The organism is Halorubrum ezzemoulense (assembly GCF_004126515.1).
Taxonomy (GTDB): domain Archaea; phylum Halobacteriota; class Halobacteria; order Halobacteriales; family Haloferacaceae; genus Halorubrum; species Halorubrum ezzemoulense.
This window is the reverse complement of record NZ_CP034940.1, coordinates 1,287,010-1,303,582: the sequence shown is the minus strand read 5'-3', so window position 1 is coordinate 1,303,582 and position 16,573 is coordinate 1,287,010. Positions and strand designations below refer to the sequence as shown.

Below are 16,573 nucleotides of genomic sequence, written 5' to 3'. Positions count from 1 at the left end.
TCGCCGGTTGTCGCCCGTTTCCGGGGGGTACAAGCCGTCCCGGGACGACCGGCGGGACATGGATCAGACGGACATCGCGGAGATGGACCCGCTCCCCGACGCGGCGACGCGGTTCGTCGAACAAAAGTTAGAGGACGAACACGGCTACCTCTCGTGGCTGAACACGTCGGTCGAGACGGTCGAGCGCGGGCGCGTCGTGCTCTCGATCCCCTTCGACGAGAAGCTCACGAACACGGACGGGCAGACGATCCACGGCGGCGTGGCGGCGACGCTGATTGACACGGCCGGCGGCGTCGCGCAGCGCACGACGTTCGAGGACCCGCTCGACGGCGGCGTCGCGACGGTGAACCTCAACGCGAACTACCTCCGCCCCGCGACCGGCGACCTCCGCGCGGAGGCCGAAGTGATCCGGGCCGGCGGCTCCATCGGCGTCAGCGAGATGACCGTCACCAGCGGCGTCGACGGGGACCGCGGCGAGGTCGTTGTCGGTCAGGGATCGTTTCGGCTGTTCCGCGAGTAGCCCGGGAGGTCGGCGAGGATCGCGTTGATCCCGCCGCGACCGCCGTCGCCGTCGAGTGCGGCCGCCAGCGCCGCGACCGGCTCGCGGCCGGCGCGATCGGGGGCCGCCCTGACGACGACCGACTGCTCGCCGAGCGGGACGAACGCACAGCCCAGCCGTTCCGCCGTCTCGCGGAGCCCGAGCCCGGCGTCCGCGTCGCCCGCGACGACCGCGCGGGCCGGGCTCTCGAACGCCTTCGCGGTCCGCTCGTAGCCGTCGATCCGCTCGGCGAGGTCCCGGCGGTCGGCGTCGCGCTCGTCCGCGAGGTCGTCGAGCGCCGTGTCGAGGCTCCGACGGAGGCCCGAGACTGTCGGCCGGTTCCGGAAGCGGAGGTCGCGGTCGACGAGGTCCGCGATCCCGGTCACCGCCTCCGGGTTGCCGTCGGGGACGACAAGCCCCCACTCGCGGGTCCAGCCGCCGAGGGCTTCGGCGCCGACCTCGCGGTCGGTCGGTCCGGCGGTCACCGCCACGTCGGGGACGCCGTCGCGGAGGCGGCGGTGCCCCTCGCGCGAGCCGACGGCGAGGTACCGCGGGTTCGCGAGGCGGTCGAGCAGGCGGTTGAGCGCGGGGTCGTCCTCGCCGACGCCGAGCAGCGTCGGCGGGCGCACGTCCGGCGAGAACAGCTGTACCTCGACCGCCTCACCGGCGTCGAGGACCTCCGTGTCCGGGTCGACCGCGACGACGCCGTCAGCCTCGACGAGGCTCGTCGTCGCGCCGGACCCCTTGTCCACCGGGTAGACGAGCGGGGGGGCGTCGTCGTCTAGGTCGAGCAGGCCGACGGGCATCAGCCGGAGACGGCCCTCCGAGTAGCGCTCGCTCACGCCCATCCGCCCCTCGACGGTCGCCGTCGCGGGCTCGGGCTGGCCGGCGGCGTCGCGGATCGCGGGCGCGACGAACGTGCGAAATATGGTGAGCGCGGACACCGGGTAGCCGGGGAGGCCGACGTACGCGGACTCGCCGACCGAGGCATCGTTCCGGGCGGCGTCCTCGCCGACGCCTTCGTCGCCGTCGCCGTCGCCGCCGTCGGAGCCGCCCCGGTCGAGCCGGCCGATCAGCATCGGCTTCCCGGGCTTGACCGCGACGCCGTGGAGCAGGAGCTCCCCGCGCGCCTCGATCACGCGGTAGATGACGTCGACCGCGCTCGCCGAGGTCGACCCCGACGAGAGCACGAGGTCGCACTCGTCGGCCGCCCGGCGCAGCAGCCGCTCCATCTCGTCGTAGTCGTCGCCGGCGTGCGGGTAGAGGACCGGCTCGCCGCCCGCCTCCTCGACGCCGGCGGCGATCGTCGTCGAGTTCACGTCGTAGATCTCCCCGCGGTCCGGGTTCAGCGCCTCGCCCGGGCGGACCAGCTCGTCGCCGGTCGAGACGATACCGACCCGCGGCCGCCCCTCGACCGGGACCTCGTCGACGCCGAGCGCCGACAGCAGCCCGATCTCGCGGGGCGTCAGCCGCGTGCCCGGTCCGAGCGCGCGGGCGCCGGCGGCGATGTCGGTCCCGGCTGTCATCACGTGATCGCCCGGCGCGACCGACGTGCGGACAGCGATCCGCGAGGGACCGTCGTCGTCGACCCCGTCCCCGCCCGAACCGAGCTCGTCGGTGCGCTCGACCATCACGACCGCGTCGGCGCCGTCGGGCATGACGGCGCCGGTGGAGATCTCCGCGCAGGTCCCCGGCTCGACGGTCACGTCGGGCGCGGCGCCCGCGTGGACCGCGCCGACGAGGTCGAGTTCGGCGGGATCCGCCTCGTCCGCGCCGAAGGTTTCCCGCGCGCGGACGGCGTACCCGTCCATCGACGCGCGGTCGAAGCCGGGCACGTCGATCGCGGCGTCGACGCGCTCGGCGAGAACGCGACCGCGGGCGTCCGCCAGCGAGACCGTCTCCGGGGTCGGCGACAGGTCGAGCGATTCGATCGCCTCGCGCGCGGCCTCGGGGGTCGCGAGGTCCCGGAACTCCTTGCGGTCGCTCATTCCGTCACCTCCCACAGTTCGACGTCGACCGACTCGCCGGCGTCGAGCCCCTCCCGCGGCTCGGGCACGACCACCCAGCCGTCAGCGAGCGCGACGCTGGAGAGGATGCCGGAGCCGCTCGCGCGGGTCGGCGTCGCGGTCGGGAGCGCGTCGTCGACCGCCGCGTCCCCGTCGGGGCCGTCGTCGGGACCCGAAAGTGACACGCGCGCGAAGGTCCGTACACCGGGCTCGCTCGCGACCTTCCGGCCGAGCGTCGCGCGCCGCGTCGGGAACGGCTCTACGTCGGCCCCGCCCGCGCGCTTCATCGCAGGGCGGAGGAACTGCGCCGCGTTGACGATACACGCGACCGGGTAGCCGGGCAGCGACACGATCGGCGTCCCCTCGGCGCGGCCGAGGCAGACTGGGTGCCCGGGCTTCAGCGCGACGCCGTGGACCAGCACCTCGCCGAGGTCGCCGACGACCTCGGGGATCAGGTCCCGCTCCCCGACCGACGAGCCGCCGGTGGTGACGACCACGTCGGCGTCGAGGTCGGCGGCGACGGCCTCGCGCAGCGCCTCCGGGTCGTCGGTGACGACGTCGCGGTAGCGCGCCTCGCCGCCCCAGCGCTCGACGAGCCGGGAGACGGTGAGCCCGTTCGTCTCGATCACCTCGCCGGGGCCGGGATCCGACTCCACCAGCTCCTCGCCGGTCGGAATCACGGCGACCTCTGGCGGCTCCCGGACCGTGACGGTGTCGAAGCCCACCGAGCGCAGCAGGCCGAGGTCGGAGGGGCGCAGGGCGTGGCCGGGCTCGTAGAGGCGCTGGCCGTCGGCGACATCCTCGCCGGCCTCGCCGACGTTCTCGCCGGTCGCGACCGCCTCGAACACCTCCACCTCGCCGTCGACCGACTCGACCTGTTCGATCATCACGACCGCGTCCGCGCCCTCCGGGACTGCGCTGCCGGTGTGGACCCGAGCGGCCTCGCCGGGCGCGACCGCGTCCGCCTCGGCGGGCTTGGCGGTCAGGACCGCCGGCGATCGGTCGCCGGCGCCGAAGGTGTCGCTCGCGCGGACGGCGTACCCGTCCATCGCGGCGCGGTCGTACCCCGGCACCGGCGCCGGCGCGTCGATCGGTTCGGCGACGACGCGGCCGTCGGCCGCCTCGACCGGGACCGTCTCCGTCCGGTCGTTCGGCGCGACGGCGTCGAGCAGCGTCGCCCTCGCGTCCGCGACCCGGGTCCGCCGCTTGAACCCGGACTCCCGTCTGTCGTGGCTCATGCTCACACATTCGCGGCCGCGGGCAAAAACCCCGTTCTCCGCGGGCGCCGGCGTTCGGACCCTCGGTCGCGGCCGCTCGCCGACGCCCCCGGCCGCCGACGCGCCCGGTCAGGCGAACCACGAGAGGAACCGGCGAGTCCGGTGGACCGACTGGAGGGCGGCGACCTTCGCGGCCGTGAGCGCGCCGAGGGTCGTCCGCCTGGTGGCCCGGGCGCCCCGGGCCGCGCCGGTCCGCGCGTAGTACCCGGACCGGCGTCCGGCTGCGCCGACGTAGTGTTTCGCCGCCATTCGGATCGGCGCGCGCCGGCCGTCGACGGTCGTCGTGCCGCGGCGGATCGCCGTCAGCACGTCGTCCGCGGTGACCTCGCCGACCGACTCTCGCCCCTCGATCGTCAGCTCAGTGAACGCCCGGCCGACGTACTGGAGGTGGTGCGCGTCGCTCGCGGCGACCCCCGGGTAGCCGTGGGTCGCCGCGAACCGCCGCGCGCGTCGGTTTCGGTACCCCGTGAACAGCCACGCGTTGAACACCTCGACGGCGTCGACCTCGGCGCCCGGCGCGGCGGCCCCGGCCGCGTCGACCGCGTCCTCGTCCGGCAGTTCCGCGTCCACGCCGGACGTTTCGGCGTCCGGCGCTTCCCCGCCGGAGCCGTCGCCCGATCCGGGCGTCGGGATGTCGCGCTGACGGACGCCGTGGCGCGAGCGCTGAAACGGGTGGGGAACGATCGCGACGCCGCCCTGCTCGTGGATCCGCCGGACCGTCTCGGCGTACGGCTCGCCGCGCGGCGGCATTCGATCGACGCCGATCGCCAGCAGGTGGCCGTGCGCGGTCGACACCTCCACGCCGGGGATGCCGATCAGCCCGTACTCGGCGGCGGTCTCCGCGGCGCGTTTCGACTCGCGGATCACGTCGTGGTCGGTGATAACGACCGCGTCGAGCCCGATCTCGGCCGCGTGTTCCAAGATCAGATCGACCGGCTCGTGCCCGTCGTAGCTGTCCTCGGAGTGCACGTGCGGGTCGATGCTGACGGTGACGCGGGACACGACCGAACTACGCGGCGGGAGGTATATAAATGGAGGAGCGGCGGCGGTTGGCCGAGAAGGGATCCGTCGCGCGCGCCGTCGACGGTCTCACCCCTCTCGTAACACCCGCACCTCGTGGTCCGCGTTCCCGCGGTCCACGATGGCCACGTCGCACTGGACGTCCTGGATGCGCTCGAAGGTCGGCGGAGAGACGAGCCGCGAGGCCGCGGAGCGGTCCCCGCTCGACCCCATGAGGACGAGGTCGTAGGCGTCCGCGTTCGCGCCGAGAAACGCCGTCACCTCCGACCGCGCGACCCGCGTCTCGACCGGCCCCGTCGTGGTCTCGACGAGGTTCGCCAGCTTCGTCTCGGCCCGTCTGCGCTCGGACTCGGCGTCGATACAGGTACAGACGCTCACCCCGCCGCTCTCGCCGGCCAGTCGCTCTGCGAAGTCGATCATCGCGTGCGCCGAGTCGCCGGGCCGGGCGACCAGTACGAGGACGCGCCGCCAGGTGTGGACGCCCGTCGTCGACCGGAACGCGACGGCGTCGAGTGGACCGGCGAAGACCTCCCGGGCGAACGGCGAGAGGAGGCCGTCTTCGGTCTCGTACGGCGTCACGATCAGGTCCGAGTTCGTCGCGCGGGCGGTCTCGACGGCGACCCGGGCCGGATCGCCGTCGGCCGCGACGACCACCTCGCACGGCACGTCGAACCGGGCTCGGATCTCCGCGGCGTGAGGTTCGAGCCGCTCGACCGCCGCCGCCGCCGCTCGGTCCGAGACCTCCTCCTCAAAGTCGCCGTCGAACGACGCCCGCACCGAGTCCGGGAGGTCTCCGGGCGTCGCGGCGCCGTGGTCGGCGGACACTGCCCGCTCCGCGACCGCCATCTCCGCGTCGTCGACGATGTCGAGGAGGACGACCTTCCCGGCGTCGTGGGCGGCCGCGAGCCGCGCGCCGAAGAACGCGGTCGCCTCGCTCGTCTCCCCCCGCATCGGCACCAGGACGTGGTCGTCAGCCTGCGTGGTCCCGTAGAGGTAGCGAGCGCGCTCCTCGTAGAACCGCGTGCGCCAGACGGTGAACGCGCCCGCGACGAGACTGCCGGAGACCGCGACGGCCACGACGTAGGCCGCCGCCGGGTCGACGGTGGTGCCGAACACGAGCACCGCGTCGCCGCGCGCGCTCACGAGGACCAGAAGCGCAGTCGAGAAGGCGGCCGGTTCCTCGACGCTGGCCAGCCACGTCAGGCCGCCGCAGAGCATGATCGACAGCCCGGCGCTGAGCGGACTGATCGCGCCGGTCGAGACGCCGCCGACACCGAGCAGCGAGAGCTCCAGCGCGGCCCACCCCGCGAGCGCCCCCGCCACGAGCCCCCCGACGAACGTTCTCGGCGAGGAGTACTGTCCCTGCGGGTCGGAGAAGAGCGTGTAGGCTCCCGACGCCAGCGGCGGGAAGAGGAGAAACGAGAGGTCGGTCAGGTTCGTTATCTGAGTGACGAGCGCGATGAGCATCGGCACGAGCAACAGCGTCGTCAGGTGGAGCAGATTGCTCGTGTCCTCGGCCCACTGCCGGAGTTCCGCGAACTCCCGGCGTTCGATCCGACGTGCCCGTCGGCGAGCGGCGCCGAGTTTCGCTCGCAGCCTGTCCAGCATTACTCTTGCTTCGCTCGTGGCGGTCAAGAGCGTGGCGGAGCGTCCGACGCGAACGCCGAGCGTGACCCCGACGCGCGTCGGCGACGGAGACGACGCGGACCGAGACGCCTCGACGGGGAACCGAGCTCGCCGGACGACGACCGCGCGCAGCCGGCGGTACCAACCGTTAGGTTCCCGGAGGCGAACGGGGACGTATGACCGACGCGGACGACGCCGGCGATCCCAGCGAGTTCCGTGACCTCGACGACCTGCCGGACGACCCGACCGACCGGGAGTACGTGGAGCGAACGATCCGGCTCGCCAAGGAGGCGGTCGAGGCCGGAAACACCCCGTTCGGCGCCCTGCTCGTGGTCGACGGCGAGGTCGTCAGCGAGGCGCGCAACGAGACGCGGACCGAGGACGACGTGACGGCGCACCCGGAGCTGACGCTCGCGCGGTGGGCCGCGCGGGAGCTCGACGCCGACGAGCTCGCGGACTGTACCATGTACGCCAGCACGGAGCCGTGCCCGATGTGTTCGACCGCGATCCACTACGCGGGGATCGACCGGGTCGTCTTCGGCGTCGACGGCGAGACGCTCGGCGAGCTCTCCGGCGGCGTGGTGCCAATCCCCTGCGAGGAAGTGGTCCGGCGCGGCGGCGGGGAGACGAGCGTCGAGGGACCGATCGCCGTCGACGCCGCGATGGCCGTTCACCGCCCCTTCTTCGGCGAGTCGTGACGGCGGAGTCAGATGCGAGCGACGGCGGAAGCGGTGGTTCGCCGGCCGTCCTCTGCGTCGGGGCCGCCGCGATAGACGAGTGGTACGCGGTCAGCAACCTCCCGGAGCCGGACGGCGGCGCGTTCGCCCGGGAGGTCACGTCCGCGTTCGGCGGCGTGGGCGCGAACGTCGCGGTCGCGCTCGACCGCCTCGGCCGCGACGCGGGGCTCGTCAGCCGCGTCGGCGACGACGAGTACGGCCGGAGAGCCCTGGAGTACCTCGGCGAGACGGGCGTGGACGGGACGCACGTCGCGGTCGGCGACGACGCCCACACCCGGTCCTTGATCCTCCGCGACCCGGATGGGGAGCGCGCCATCGTCACCGCCGGCGAGAGCTTCCGCGGGCTCCGCCTCGACGGCGACGCGCTCGCCGCGATGGCCGACGCCGACGCGGTCTTCCTCACCGCCTACACGCCTGACAGCGTGGCGCGGCGGGCCCTCGACCGGGTTCGGTCGCTCCGCGAAGCCGCCGAATCAGGCGAGTCAGGGAGCGACCCGCCCGCGCTCGTCTTCGACCTCTCGGGATCCGTCGAGGAGCTAGTCGGGCGCGGCACGGAGCCGGCGACGGTCCACCGGTTTCTCCATGAGGCCGACCTGTTCGTCGCGGACGGCGTCGCCGCGCCGGCGTTCTTCGGATCGGCGGACGCCGCGGTCAAGCGGGTCGCGAGCGCGCATACCCGAGCGGCCGAGTCGGCGCCCTCACCCGGGCCCGAGTCGCGGTCGCGGGGTGGCCCGACGTGGCCCCGCGCCGTCCTCACGCACGGCGCCGACGGGATGACGGCGATCGCGGGCGGCGAGGTGTCCGAGTTCGACGCGTTCGACGTCGAGACGGTCGACGCGACCGGCGCCGGCGACGCGTTCACCGCCGGGCTGATCGACCGGTGGATCGCTGGAGCCCCCGCGGGGCCGTCCGCCGACCGTGACGGCGTCGCTGGCGGCGTCCGGTTCGCGGCCGCGATCGCCGCGATCAACTGTACGAGCCGGTTCACGCAGCCCGGGCTCCCGACGCGGAGCGAGGTCGAGGCGTTCCTCGCGGACCGCGGCGTCGACGTCGGCCGGTAGGGGACCCTCCTCCCGATCACCGCGCCCCGCTCACCGAACCGCGTCGGCGGCGTCGACGAGGTCCGCGACGCGGTCGGCGTCGACCGGGGCGGTCGTCTCGCCGCCCCGTTTCAGCGCGGTGCCGACGATCGCGCCGTCGGCGACGTCGAGCAGGTCGGCGACCGTCTCCGGCGTGACGCCGCTGCCGACGAGGACGGGCGTGTCGAGGCCGTGGCGCTCGCGCTCGGCGACGACCGACCCGAGGGCGTCGGTATCGACCGCCTCGCCGGTCCCCGGCCCGGAGGCGATCACGGCGTCGGCGAGGCCGCGCTCGGCGGTGTCGGCGAACGACTCGGCCGTGTACCCCGCGGGCGTCAGCGGGGCGGAGTGTTTCACGTCGGTGTCGGCGAAGACGCCGACGTCGACGCCGAGGCGGTCGCGCAGGCGGAGCGTCTCGTGGGCGCGCCCCTGGACGATCCCCTGGTCGGTGACGCGGGCGCCGGTGTGGACGTTCACCCGGACGAAGTCGGCGCCGACCGCGGCGGCGACCGAGAGGGCGGCCTCGGCGTCGTTCCGGAGGACGTTGACCCCGAGCGGGAGGTCCGTCTCGGCGGCGACCGCGGTCGCGGCGCGGGTCACGCCGGCGACGACGTGCGGCGGGACTTCGTCGGGGTAGAAGGGGGCGTCGCCGAAGTTCTCGATCACGATCCCATCGACGCCGCCGCTGTCGAGCGCGCGCGCGTCGCTCGCGGCCCGGTCGACCGCCGCGCGCATCGCCTCGCGGCCGTCGTCGGGCGCGTTCGGGGCACCGGGAAGCGGCGGGAGGTGGACCATGCCGAGCAGCGGCGCAGCGGTGTCGAAGGTGGATTCGAACTCCATTCTCGGGGACGAGGAGGGCCTCGGACAAAAGCCTCCCCACAGCGTTTAGGCCGCCGGCCACCTGGATCCGGTCGAGATGGGAATCGACGCGACGACGACCGGCGACGGCGACGTGACGCTCGTCTTCTCGCTCGGCGCCGCGCGGTCGCTCGCCGACCCGGCCGCGGCGTTCGCCGACGCGCGCCAGTGGAGCCGCCACGTCGGCATCGTCGCGAACGAGGCGGACCGGGCCGCGCAGTTCGCGGGCGACTACGGGATCGACAACGACTACGCGCTCACGAAGTGGGACAAGTGGGGGACCCTCGCGGACATCCGTGAGCAGAGCGCCGCCCCGCGGTGCGTGTTCGTCGGCACGACCCGCGCGGACGAGCGCGTCGCCACCGAGACGGGCTACGAGTTCTTGCGCGTCGACGAGGCCGCCGAAAAGGCCGGCTGGGAGCTCTCTGACCCGAGCGCGACCGGCGCGGACGGGGGCGCCACTGACGACGAGCGCGGGAGGGGGCGCCTCGGCCGGCTGCGGCGCGCGGTACGCGAGGCGATCTCGCGGCTCCGGTAAGGCCTCGGTCCGCGCTTTTCGGTCGCCCGTCGTCCTCCGGGGTCGACCGCGGAAGGTACAAACCGTTCGTCGCCTAACGTGGGGTATGTCCTCACCGCTCGCGGACGAGCCGGTCGAACCGGCCGGCGACGACGCGGAGCCGCTCGACGGAGACGAGTGCGCCGACCACCTCGACGAACTGGGCGACGCGTGGGAGGTCGTCAACGACCACCACCTGGAGGCGAGCTACGAGTTCCCCGACTTCGAGACGGCGCTCGCGTTCACGAACGACGTGGGCGAGCTCGCCGAGGCGGAGTGGCACCACCCGGACATCTCGCTGTCGTGGGGCGAGGTCGGGATCGAGATGTGGAGCCACGAGGTCGGCGGCCTCACCCGCGCCGACTTCGTGATGGCGGCGCGGATGGACCGCCTGTACGCCGCCGACGGCGAGTGACCGCACCCGTCCTGACCTGACACATCAACAAACGGGTTTAAACCCCTCCCGGCGAAACGACGGGTAATGAGCGAGAACGTCTTCCTGGTCCCGATCGACCCGGAGAACTTCGACCGGACCGTCCGGTCCCCGGTCGATCTCACCGACTACCCCGATCGCCCCGAACCCCTCGCCGACCTCGACGAGACGCGCCTGTGGGCCGTCGACGACGACAGCGGCAACGGGTCGACGTTCGAGAAGATGGCGTCGGGCGACCTCCTGCTGTTCTACGCGGACGACGAGTACGTCGCGACCGGCCGCGTCGGCGAGGCGTTCGCGGACGAGGACCGCTGGGTGAGCGGGACCTTCTGGACCGCCTTCCCCACCACGCGGGTGTACACGGTCACCGACTTCGGCGCCGTCGCCGCGCCCAAGCGCGCAGTCAACCGGATCTTCGACTACTCGTCGTCGTACACGCCCGGCTTCATGCGCGTCGCCGACAACCGCGTGACCGCCGACCTCTCGTCGATCGAGTCCGCGCTGGAACACTACACGAAGCGGAACGCCTGAGCCCGGGCCGCACGCGACGCTCCGTCGCTCCTTCAGTTCTCGACCGAATCCGTGAGCGTCGCGTACGCCGGCTCGTACGCCGCCGCGATCCGGTCGGGATCGCCGCGGACGTCGCCGGACAGCGCCGGCAGCGAGACGGTCGCGAGCGGCTCGATCATCTCCGTCACCGCGTCGACGTGCTCCTCGCGGCTCCCCTCTCGCGGGCTCCCGGCCGCGACCGCGCGGGCCTTGGCGTAGCGGTCGCCGGCGTATAGCCGCGCGCGGCCGGGGTCGACGACGGCGACCGCGTCGGGCGCGACCGGCCCGTCGCGGGGAAGGGTCCCGGCCACGTCGGCGTACGACTCGACGACGACCGGGACTGGCGTCCGCGCGACGCGGTCCGCGAGCCGCTCGATCGCGGGGAGGTGCGCCTCGGCCATCACCTCGTTGAACGCCGGTACGTCGCGCACGCGAGTCGCCTCCGCGAGGGGGAGGCGGTCGGTCAGCGCGTCGGGGAGCAGCCCCGCCTCCTCGGCCGCGCCGTTGACGACGAAGCGCGTGCCGGACGCGGTGGTGACGCGGTCGCAGAGGAACGTGCGCTCTGCGTCGCCGAGCATGCCCGTCCGTCCCGGCGTCGGTCGCCAGAGCCGGTGGACGGGGTTGATCGATTCCGGCGTGACCGCCGAGGGCGACGGGGAATTGTCGTCGGCCGCCGCGAGCGCGCGGGTGTTCGCGGCCGCGAGGGTGCGGGCGTCCTTCCCGTAGAGTCGGGCCGCGTCGGTCGCGATCAAATAGTCGTCGTGGTCGAACCAGAGGTCGTTGCCGGCCCGGGGCTTGACGCCGACCGCGTCGCCCGCGCGGTCGGCGAGGTGGGCGACCAGCCCCGCCGAGAAGGTGGTCTTGCCGGCGTCGACGCGCGCGCCGCCGGCGACGAGGTACGTCGGCGGGTCGGATCGGTCCCCGGTCACGCCGACTCGTCGAGTTCGTCGGAGTCAGCGTCCGACTCGGCGTCGGTGTCGGACGCCCCGCTGTGGTCCTCGTCCGTGGCGAGCCCGTAGTATCCCGGGCCGTCCTCGGTCAGGGGCTCGGCGACGACCATGTCGTCGGCGTGGACCATCACCCACGGGACGGCCCAGTCGACCAGCACGGCCTCGGTGTCGGGGTCGACCTCGGCGTCCGGTTCTAACCCCTGAAGCAGGCGACCGATCTCCGGGATCGTGTACATCTGGTCCGGCTCGAACAGCTCCGCGGGCTCGTAGAAGTCGCACGGGTAGGTGGCGTCGAACGCCGACTTCGGTTCGGGCATGCGCGAGCGTACGCGACGGCGTCCGTAAACGCTGCCGATACGGTTCGAACCTCATTCCGTGGGGTGGCGCGCGCCTTCGAGTGGCCGCCGAAGGCGGCCGCGAGGAGCGCGTGCGAGGGAGTCGGCCGACTGGAGGGAGGCCGACGAGGCTGGGGCGGTGAGAGGTGCGGTGCCGTGCGGGACGGGGCTCAAACGGGCAGCCGCGCTCGCCGAATCCCAGCGACGCAAGCACCGCAGGGAGTGAGCACGGCGGACGACCGCGGAGCGCGGCGAAGCTGTGGGAGTCGAGCGCGGCTGGGGCTTCGGAGGCGTTCGTCATCGCCTCGCCGGCGACCAGTCATGACTCACACCGCCTACGCGAACCCGTCGCTCACCGGGCAACACGCTGCGAAAAAATGCGGATCTCGACGCGCGTAACGCGTCCGGAGACGCGCTTACTCGAACAGCTCGACGGCCTGCTCGTAGCGGGTGGACGGCTCGTCCCAGTCGACGACCTCAAAGAAGTTGTCGACGAACTCGCCGCGAGCCGGGCCGTAGTCGTGGTAGTAGGAGTGCTCCCAGACGTCGAGCGCGAGGATCGGGTGACCGCCCCAGACCGCGCCCTCGTCGTGGTTGTCGACCACGACGTTGCGAAGCTGATTCGAGAACGTGTCGTACACCAGCAGGGCCCAGCCGCTCGCGCTGCCCGCGGCGGCTTCGAACTCGCCCTTCCAGGCCTCGTACGAGCCGAAGTCCTCCTCGATACGGTCGGCGAGGTCTCCTTCGGGCTCGTCGCCGCCCTCCGGCGACATGTTCTGCCAGAACAGGTCGTGGAGGATGTGGCCCGACGAGTTGTGGGTCACGTCGCGGATGGCCCCGGCCGACGAGGAGAAGTCGTGGTCCTCGCGGTTGGCCTCGAGCGTCTCCTCGGCGGAGTTCCAGCCGTTGACGTACCCCTGGTGGTGGGTGTCATGGTGCCATTCGAGCACCTGTTCGGAGATGTGCGGTTCCAGCGCGTCGTAATCGTACGGCAGCGGATCGAGTTCGTAACTCATGCTTGTATCACCTATCACGAACATGTGCCGGAAACCTGTTAAAGATAATGCGGCACGTGGTACCACGCGTCACCGGACGTGAGTGTTACCGGGCGTTTCAGGCCAGCAGCGATGTGATTGCGGTTCCGGCGGTCGAAAGCGCGAGACGAGAGACCGATCCGAATCGGCTGTCGAGAGAACCGAGTAACTGAATTCGGTTTCGCGGTCGCTCACTGATTCAATCCCGCACGAAACGCGCGCAGCACGAGCTGCGCCGCGCACCTACGGTGGGACTGGGATTCGAACCGATGTGAGACGTTCACCCTCGCTCCGCTCTGGCGCTGCGACTCACAGGCTTCGAATCCCGCACGAGACGCGCGCGGCGCGAGATGCGCCGCGCACCTACGGTGGGACTGGGATTCGAACCCAGGAAGCCGTGAGGCTACCTGCTTTCAAGGCAGGCGCAATGGGCCACTCTGCCATCCCACCACACGTGACTGCTCGGCGTCGGACGACTAAGTGGTGTCGGATCCGACGCACCGGGCCCCGCCGCCGCGCACGAGACGCTCAGTCCCGAACCAATCGTTGCTCGCCGTCCTCGACGACCACGTCCAACCCCTTCTCGTGGACGAACGCGGCCGTGTAGTCCGGCACGACGCGCTCCGCGGCGAACCGCGCGCGGAGCATCGGGACCACGTCGAGGAGGTCCGCCCCGGTCTCCAGCGAGGGGGACGGCTCGACGAAGTCCACGGAGCGGTCGGCGTCGCGGCCGCGCTCCGCGAGCGTCGGCAGCGCGGGCGCCTCGAAAGCGCCGTCGAAGTCGATCGGTTCCGTGAACCCGGCGTAGTACGCCCGGCCGTCCGTCGAGGGCCCGAGGACCACTTCGGTCGTCCGGAGCTTCATCGCCGCGGAGTCGACGCTCGTCCGCGAGAGCAACGGCGCGGTCGGGGTGACGACCGCGACGGAGTCGGCGCCCTCCTCGCGTAAAAGGTGGGTGACGGTGTTGCCGGCGCGCGCGCCGAACGACGAACCGACCTGCCGCTCGAAGCGGACCTCGTCGGTGCCGCCGAGGGTGTCCGCGACGAGCGTCCGCAGCTCCGCCTCCGGACTCGTCTCCGTCCGGTGCTCGGCGGGGAGGTCCTCGTCGTCGGGATAGTTGACGAGGAGCTCGCCGCCGGAGCGGTCGACCGCGAGGACGGCGTCACGGAATTGCGCCTCGTAGAGGTCAGCCGCCTCGGCGGCGGACAGCGGCGTCGACTCGGCGATCGCGGTTCCGACGAGCCCCTCGCGGGGCGGATTCGCCAGCAGGACGACGACGGTCATACGGGATCGCGGCGCGGGAGCGCCTTCAAGTCGCCGTTTCGGTCCGAGGAAGGGGAGCCCGGACGCGCGGACCGATCTGGGAGATGCGGCGGTCGGTCAAGAGAAGTCGCGGCGCATCGCGATCTCGAACCACGGGCAGAGGCGGAGCTGCCGGTACAGCTCGGGGTTCTCGTGGAGGTGGTCGTAGTCGGCCCACAGCATCCCGCCGATCTCGTCGTCGTCCGGGTCCAAGGCGGTGTCGTCGAGGGTCACCTTCAGCACCGCACACACCTCCCACTCGACGCCCTCGTTCGGGTAGTAGCGCTTGTACTCGAACTTGTCCGTCACCCGGAGGTCGTCGTACTGGTCGGGCGAGATGCCCAGCTCCTCTTCGAGGCGCTGCTCGGTAGCGTCCTCCTGAGATTGTCCCTCGACGGGGTGGGAGGCGACCGTGCCGTCCCAGTGGCCGTCCCAGAGGCGCTTGTTCGGCGCGCGCTGGGCCAGCAGGATCCGGCCGTCCCGGTCGAAGACCAGGCAGGTGAACGCGCGGTGGCGGATCCCGTCGCCGGTGTGCGCGTCGAGTCGGTTCACCGTTCCCTGCGCGACGTCGTCCGGGTCGACAGCGATGACGTCCTGAAGCGCGTTCTCGTGGTCGGTGTCGCTCGCCTCGCCGGTCGCGTCGTCGCCGGCGGGATCCCCCGGTGCGGCCGCGTCTTCGGAACTCATGCGCGGTACGTCGCAGACCAAGGCTAATAAGGGTTCGATACGACGGTCGCCTCGCCGCGCCGGTCGTTCCGCTTTGGCCCGCCATCCGCCGATGCTACCGCCCGCCGCCCGGGGCGCTTCGACGCTCTTAACCGCGTCCCGGCGCTACTAGCCGCGGATGAGTGACCCGGCGCTCGACGTCGTCGAGTTCGTGTTGACGACGCACTTCTACACGCAGAACCGCGACCTCGACGAGAACGACCTGCCCCCGCGGTTCCGACAGGTGTTCTGGTCGGCCGACGCCGCCGAGGACGCCCCCGGCGGCGTGGAGCGACCGCTGAAGGCGACCGACGAGGCCACCCGCACCGCGACGGGCGTCGAGCGACCCTGGGACGCGGTCTCCGACCTCCTCTTCACCCAACGCACGGAGTTCTCCGGCGAGATATCGCTGACGCAGCCCGGAATGGGACTGGAGTGGTACCGCGACCACGCCGACGACGACCGGATCGCCGGGAACCCGACGCTCGTCGCCGCCTTGGAGGCCGCGGACGACCTCGATGCGCCGGTGACGCGCGAGGCGGCGAGAGACGACGTGCGGCCGGTCCAAGCCGACCGCGTCTGGATCGACGCGCTGCTCTCGCAGTACTTCGACGAGGACGAGGACGGGGAGATGCTCGACCTCGTCAACGTCCGCGCGCCCGAGGAGATCGAGACGACGCTGGCGGACCTCGTCCTGACCGGCGACCAGGAGGGCGAGATCCAGAAGATCGTCAAGGCGATCGAACACCGCGAGTACCTCGCGGAGATCGGCCTCCGCGAGATCGGAAAGCTGCTGTTCGTCGGCCCGCCCGGCACCGGAAAGACCACCGTGTCGCGCGCGCTCGCTCACGAGCTCGGGCTCCCGTTCGTCGAGGTGAAGCTCTCGATGATCACGAGCCAGTACCTCGGCGAGACGTCGAAGAACGTCGAGAAGAGCTTCGAGGTGGCCAAGCGGCTCTCGCCGTGTATCCTCTTCATCGACGAGTTCGACTCGGTGGCGAAGACGCGCCGCTCGGACGAGCACGCCGCCCTGAAGCGCGCGGTGAACACCCTGCTGAAGTCGATCGACGAGGTGTCGCTGGTCCGCGACGAGGTCCTCCTCATCGGCGCGACGAACCACCCGGACCAGCTTGACGCCGCCGCGTGGCGCCGCTTCGACGAGATCGTCAACTTCCCCAAGCCGGACCGCGACATGCGCGCGGACATCCTCCGCGTGGTGACCAAGGAGATGAAGATCGCGGACTTCGACCCCGAGGAGGTCGCCGACCGGACCACCGGCCTCACCGGGTCCGACCTCCGGATGGTGCTCCGCGAGGCCGTCCTCGGCGCGCTCACGGAGGACCGGATGACGATCACGCAGGCGGACGTGATGGAGGCGGTCGAGGACTTCGAGGAGCGCGACAACCTCAAGAACATGGACATGATCGACGGGGAGGGCGCCGAAGTCCTCGGCGAGACGGGGTCGAACGACGCCCACGACCACGCGGATCACGACCACGATCACGCCGACGAGGGGTCACCCGACCCGGCCCGCGGCGCCGAGCCGCAGGGACGGACGCAGGACTGAC

General features: G+C 72.2%; 17 protein-coding genes and 1 tRNA gene. 7 read left to right on the top strand and 11 right to left on the bottom strand.

All coding sequences use genetic code 11. The annotated features are described in order from the left end of the window. Positions 1-58: 58 nt before the first annotated feature. The gene (locus tag EO776_RS06545) at positions 59-520 is read left to right on the top strand and encodes a PaaI family thioesterase (RefSeq protein WP_049929759.1); all 462 of its coding nucleotides are present in this window, start codon (positions 59-61) and stop codon (positions 518-520) included. Here the strand turns inward: EO776_RS06545 and EO776_RS06540 are convergent. The 4 genes from EO776_RS06540 to EO776_RS06525 form a co-directional block, all read right to left on the bottom strand. Then, the gene (locus EO776_RS06540) at positions 490-2,526 is read right to left on the bottom strand and encodes a molybdopterin biosynthesis protein (protein ID WP_094521274.1); all 2,037 of its coding nucleotides are present in this window, start codon (positions 2,524-2,526) and stop codon (positions 490-492) included. The two genes, EO776_RS06545 and EO776_RS06540, sit on opposite strands and share 31 nt — an antisense overlap. Beyond that, on the bottom strand, positions 2,523-3,782 hold the full coding sequence (locus EO776_RS06535; protein WP_099288480.1) for a molybdopterin molybdotransferase MoeA: 1,260 nt from the start codon (positions 3,780-3,782) through the stop codon (positions 2,523-2,525). Before EO776_RS06535 ends, EO776_RS06540 begins: the two co-directional genes overlap by 4 nt. Before the next feature lie 108 nt (positions 3,783-3,890). Then, positions 3,891-4,823, bottom strand: a complete 933-nt coding sequence (locus EO776_RS06530; protein ID WP_049929762.1) for a CehA/McbA family metallohydrolase — start codon at positions 4,821-4,823, stop codon at positions 3,891-3,893. 87 nt (positions 4,824-4,910) lie between these two features. Then, on the bottom strand, positions 4,911-6,449 hold the full coding sequence (locus tag EO776_RS06525; protein WP_049929763.1) for a universal stress protein: 1,539 nt from the start codon (positions 6,447-6,449) through the stop codon (positions 4,911-4,913). A gap of 194 nt (positions 6,450-6,643) precedes the next feature. Between EO776_RS06525 and EO776_RS06520 the strand changes: the two genes are divergently transcribed. Further along, entirely contained in the window at positions 6,644-7,165 is a 522-nt protein-coding gene (locus EO776_RS06520) for a nucleoside deaminase (RefSeq protein ID WP_049929764.1), read from the top strand. Then, positions 7,162-8,265: a carbohydrate kinase family protein gene (locus tag EO776_RS06515; protein ID WP_049929765.1), complete on the top strand. Its 1,104-nt coding sequence runs from the start codon at positions 7,162-7,164 to the stop codon at positions 8,263-8,265. The genes EO776_RS06520 and EO776_RS06515 overlap by 4 nt, the downstream gene beginning before the upstream one ends. A gap of 30 nt (positions 8,266-8,295) precedes the next feature. Here EO776_RS06515 and EO776_RS06510 read toward each other — a convergent pair whose 3' ends face one another. After that, positions 8,296-9,123: a BtpA/SgcQ family protein gene (locus tag EO776_RS06510; RefSeq protein WP_094494927.1), complete on the bottom strand. Its 828-nt coding sequence runs from the start codon at positions 9,121-9,123 to the stop codon at positions 8,296-8,298. Positions 9,124-9,199: 76 nt separating this feature from the next. On the opposite strand from EO776_RS06510, the gene EO776_RS06505 reads away from it, so the two are divergent. The 3 genes from EO776_RS06505 to EO776_RS06495 all read left to right on the top strand — a co-directional run bounded on the left by EO776_RS06505 (position 9,200) and on the right by EO776_RS06495 (position 10,661). Next, positions 9,200-9,679: a DUF7124 domain-containing protein gene (locus tag EO776_RS06505; protein WP_094519518.1), complete on the top strand. Its 480-nt coding sequence runs from the start codon at positions 9,200-9,202 to the stop codon at positions 9,677-9,679. Positions 9,680-9,764: 85 nt separating this feature from the next. After that, complete coding sequence (locus EO776_RS06500) at positions 9,765-10,112, top strand: 4a-hydroxytetrahydrobiopterin dehydratase (protein WP_049929769.1); 348 nt, start codon at positions 9,765-9,767, stop codon at positions 10,110-10,112. 66 nt (positions 10,113-10,178) lie between these two features. Next, positions 10,179-10,661 carry a hypothetical protein gene (locus EO776_RS06495; protein ID WP_094519519.1) on the top strand — a complete coding sequence of 161 codons (483 nt, stop codon included), beginning with the start codon at positions 10,179-10,181 and terminating at the stop codon, positions 10,659-10,661. A gap of 32 nt (positions 10,662-10,693) precedes the next feature. Here the strand turns inward: EO776_RS06495 and EO776_RS06490 are convergent, their stop codons facing one another. The 6 genes from EO776_RS06490 to idi all read right to left on the bottom strand — a co-directional run bounded on the left by EO776_RS06490 (position 10,694) and on the right by idi (position 14,987). Continuing rightward, positions 10,694-11,608 carry an ATPase gene (locus EO776_RS06490; protein ID WP_094519520.1) on the bottom strand — a complete coding sequence of 305 codons (915 nt, stop codon included), beginning with the start codon at positions 11,606-11,608 and terminating at the stop codon, positions 10,694-10,696. Next, the gene (locus tag EO776_RS06485) at positions 11,605-11,946 is read right to left on the bottom strand and encodes a DUF5827 family protein (protein ID WP_049929775.1); all 342 of its coding nucleotides are present in this window, start codon (positions 11,944-11,946) and stop codon (positions 11,605-11,607) included. Before EO776_RS06485 ends, EO776_RS06490 begins: the two co-directional genes overlap by 4 nt. Before the next feature lie 434 nt (positions 11,947-12,380). Then, positions 12,381-12,980 carry a superoxide dismutase gene (gene sod / locus EO776_RS06480; RefSeq protein ID WP_049929776.1) on the bottom strand — a complete coding sequence of 200 codons (600 nt, stop codon included), beginning with the start codon at positions 12,978-12,980 and terminating at the stop codon, positions 12,381-12,383. Positions 12,981-13,364: 384 nt separating this feature from the next. After that, positions 13,365-13,448 (bottom strand) — tRNA-Ser (locus tag EO776_RS06475). A gap of 78 nt (positions 13,449-13,526) precedes the next feature. Next, entirely contained in the window at positions 13,527-14,282 is a 756-nt protein-coding gene (locus tag EO776_RS06470; RefSeq protein WP_049929778.1) for a DUF2064 domain-containing protein, read from the bottom strand. 96 nt (positions 14,283-14,378) lie between these two features. Then, a complete protein-coding gene (gene idi, locus EO776_RS06465) occupies positions 14,379-14,987 on the bottom strand; it encodes an isopentenyl-diphosphate Delta-isomerase (RefSeq protein WP_049929779.1) in 609 nt (202 codons plus the stop codon). A 157-nt stretch (positions 14,988-15,144) separates the two neighbouring features. Here idi and EO776_RS06460 point away from each other — a divergent pair, with 157 nt between their 5' ends. Then, entirely contained in the window at positions 15,145-16,572 is a 1,428-nt protein-coding gene (locus EO776_RS06460; protein WP_086216548.1) for an ATP-binding protein, read from the top strand. Position 16,573 lies beyond the last annotated feature (1 nt).

Coding starts and splice junctions, on each gene's coding strand:
- EO776_RS06545 (WP_049929759.1), top strand. CDS start 59: ATGGATCAGACGGACATCGCGGAGATGGACCCGCTCCCCGACGCGGCG.
- EO776_RS06540 (WP_094521274.1), bottom strand. CDS start 2,526: ATGAGCGACCGCAAGGAGTTCCGGGACCTCGCGACCCCCGAGGCCGCG.
- EO776_RS06535 (WP_099288480.1), bottom strand. CDS start 3,782: ATGAGCCACGACAGACGGGAGTCCGGGTTCAAGCGGCGGACCCGGGTC.
- EO776_RS06525 (WP_049929763.1), bottom strand. CDS start 6,449: ATGCTGGACAGGCTGCGAGCGAAACTCGGCGCCGCTCGCCGACGGGCA.
- EO776_RS06520 (WP_049929764.1), top strand. CDS start 6,644: ATGACCGACGCGGACGACGCCGGCGATCCCAGCGAGTTCCGTGACCTC.
- EO776_RS06510 (WP_094494927.1), bottom strand. CDS start 9,123: ATGGAGTTCGAATCCACCTTCGACACCGCTGCGCCGCTGCTCGGCATG.
- EO776_RS06505 (WP_094519518.1), top strand. CDS start 9,200: ATGGGAATCGACGCGACGACGACCGGCGACGGCGACGTGACGCTCGTC.
- EO776_RS06500 (WP_049929769.1), top strand. CDS start 9,765: ATGTCCTCACCGCTCGCGGACGAGCCGGTCGAACCGGCCGGCGACGAC.
- EO776_RS06495 (WP_094519519.1), top strand. CDS start 10,179: ATGAGCGAGAACGTCTTCCTGGTCCCGATCGACCCGGAGAACTTCGAC.
- EO776_RS06485 (WP_049929775.1), bottom strand. CDS start 11,946: ATGCCCGAACCGAAGTCGGCGTTCGACGCCACCTACCCGTGCGACTTC.
- sod (WP_049929776.1), bottom strand. CDS start 12,980: ATGAGTTACGAACTCGATCCGCTGCCGTACGATTACGACGCGCTGGAA.
- EO776_RS06470 (WP_049929778.1), bottom strand. CDS start 14,282: ATGACCGTCGTCGTCCTGCTGGCGAATCCGCCCCGCGAGGGGCTCGTC.
- idi (WP_049929779.1), bottom strand. CDS start 14,987: ATGAGTTCCGAAGACGCGGCCGCACCGGGGGATCCCGCCGGCGACGAC.
- EO776_RS06460 (WP_086216548.1), top strand. CDS start 15,145: ATGAGTGACCCGGCGCTCGACGTCGTCGAGTTCGTGTTGACGACGCAC.